The sequence below is a fragment of the Corynebacterium sp. genome, assembly GCF_012837295.1.
Classification (GTDB): domain Bacteria; phylum Actinomycetota; class Actinomycetes; order Mycobacteriales; family Mycobacteriaceae; genus Corynebacterium.
Genome location: NZ_DURI01000094.1, coordinates 1 through 1,981 on the forward strand (window position 1 = coordinate 1; position 1,981 = coordinate 1,981).

At 69.7% G+C, this 1,981-nt stretch carries 2 protein-coding genes; both read left to right on the forward strand.

Going from position 1 to position 1,981, the window contains the following annotated elements; all coding sequences use genetic code 11:
- The coding region (locus GX015_RS03070) for a Gfo/Idh/MocA family oxidoreductase (RefSeq protein WP_291342721.1) at positions 1-964 on the forward strand (964 nt) is incomplete at its 5' end.
- Positions 965-1,162: 198 nt separating this feature from the next.
- Positions 1,163-1,981, forward strand: an 819-nt coding sequence (locus tag GX015_RS03075) for a class I SAM-dependent methyltransferase (RefSeq protein ID WP_291342722.1), incomplete at its 3' end; no start/stop codon positions are given.

A 1,981-nucleotide genomic window follows, 5' to 3' on the forward strand; every position in this document is an offset into this window, starting at 1 on the left:
CGTCGCGGTGTACGACTACGACGAGTTCCCGCAGCTGCTCGAGCGCGGCGACATCGACGGCATCTACGTGGCCACGCCCGTGTTCCGGCACCGCGAGTTCGCCGAACCCGCGCTCGAGGCGGGCATCCCGGTGCTGCTGGAAAAGCCGATGGCCGACTCCGTCGAAGACTGCGAGGCGATGATCGCCGCCTCCGAGCGCACCGGCGCGGCGCTGATGGTCGCCTACCGCATGCACCAGGACGCCTACATGGTGGAGCTGGCCGACATGGTCGCGCGCGGCGTCATCGGCGAGACCCGCACGTTCACCTCGACGTTCACCCACGACATCGAGGAGGCCAACCACCGCGGGCACTCCGGATTCTGGGGCGGCCCCGTGCCGGACTTCGGCGCCTACCCGCTCAACATGGTGCGCCATCTCTTCCGCGCAGAGCCCACCCACGTCCACGCCACCGGCGTGGCCTCGCGCGGGCGCAACTTCGATTTCCAGGACGGCGTCGGCGTCACGCTGCGCTTCCCCGGAGACCGCGTCGCCCAGTACACGCTGAGCTACAACGCCGCCGACCTGGACACGTTCCAGCTGGTCGGAGCGAAGGGCACCATCACGTCGGACTCCTGCTACGGCTTCGCGCCGGAGCCGCCGCGCAACTGGACGCTGACCACCGACTGCGGTTCCGAGCGCCACGAGGCGACGTCCGTCGACCAGTTCGCCGGCGAGACCCGGTACTTCATCGACTGCGTCCGCGACGGCGTGCGCCCCGAGCCCGACGGCCGCGAGGGCCTCGCCGACGTGCGCGTCTTCGCCGCCATCGAGGAGTCGCTGCGCCTGGGCCGCGAGGTCATCCTGCCGCCGCGCCAGTTCGGCCCCGGCCTGGGCCGCGACCAGATCCGCGCCATCCCGCCGCGCCCCGCCGACGAGATCCCCGAGGACGACGAGCTCGTCGACCAGACGCCGCAGGACAGGTAGCGCGCCCATTTCCGGGTCGGCCCGGTCGTCGCAAAACTGCTTTGCGACGGCCCGGTTCGTCGTTTCCGGCCAATTCCCTCGACAAGGAAGTCAGGTGAGCCTAAGCTCATCACCTAAAGCGGCATTGCTAATTCGCATTAGCATGCCAACGCAACCGCCGGCACCGAACGCCCGGCCACACACCGAGGGAGACACGACATGGCGTCACGCGACAGGGATTTCGACCAGCTCCAGGGCCACTGGCTACTGGCCCGACTGGGCAAGAAGGTGCTGCGCCCCGGCGGCCGGAAGATGACGGAGTGGATCCTCGACCAGGCCCGGCTCACCGACGCCCGCGTCGTCGAACTCGCACCGGGACTGGGGATCACGGCCGCCGAGATCCTCAACCGGGCGCCGTCGGACTACGTCGGCGTCGACGAAGACCCCGCCGCCGCACGGACGACCGGAGACGTCGTCGGCGACAGGGGCCGGATCATCGAAGGCAAGGCGCAGGCCACGGGGCTCGGCGATGATTCGGCGGACGCCGTCGTGGGCGAGGCGATGCTCACGATGCAGGGCGACAAGGGCAAGACGGCGATCCTCGACGAGGTTCGCCGGATCCTCTCCCCCGGCGGCCGCTACGCGATCCACGAACTGGCGCTGACCCCCGACGATCTCGACGGGGCGACGAAGGACGAGATCCGCGTCGCCATGTCCAAGTCCATCCGAGTCAACGCCCGCCCGCTCACGGTCGCCGAATGGCGCCATCTGCTCGAAGATCACGGATTCGAGGTCGAGCACATCCGCACGGCGGAGATGGGCCTGCTCAAGCCCAGCCAGCTGCTCGAAGACGAAGGCGCCGCCGGGATGGCCCGGATCGCCGGCAACATGATCAAGCACCCCGCGGCGCGCAAACGCGTTCTCGGCATGCGCAGCGTTTTCATCGAGCACGATGATGCCCTCGCCTCGATCGGCATCGTGGCCCGTTTGCGCGACGGCGCCGACGCTGCCGACGCGACCGACGCGGCCGCTGCGGCC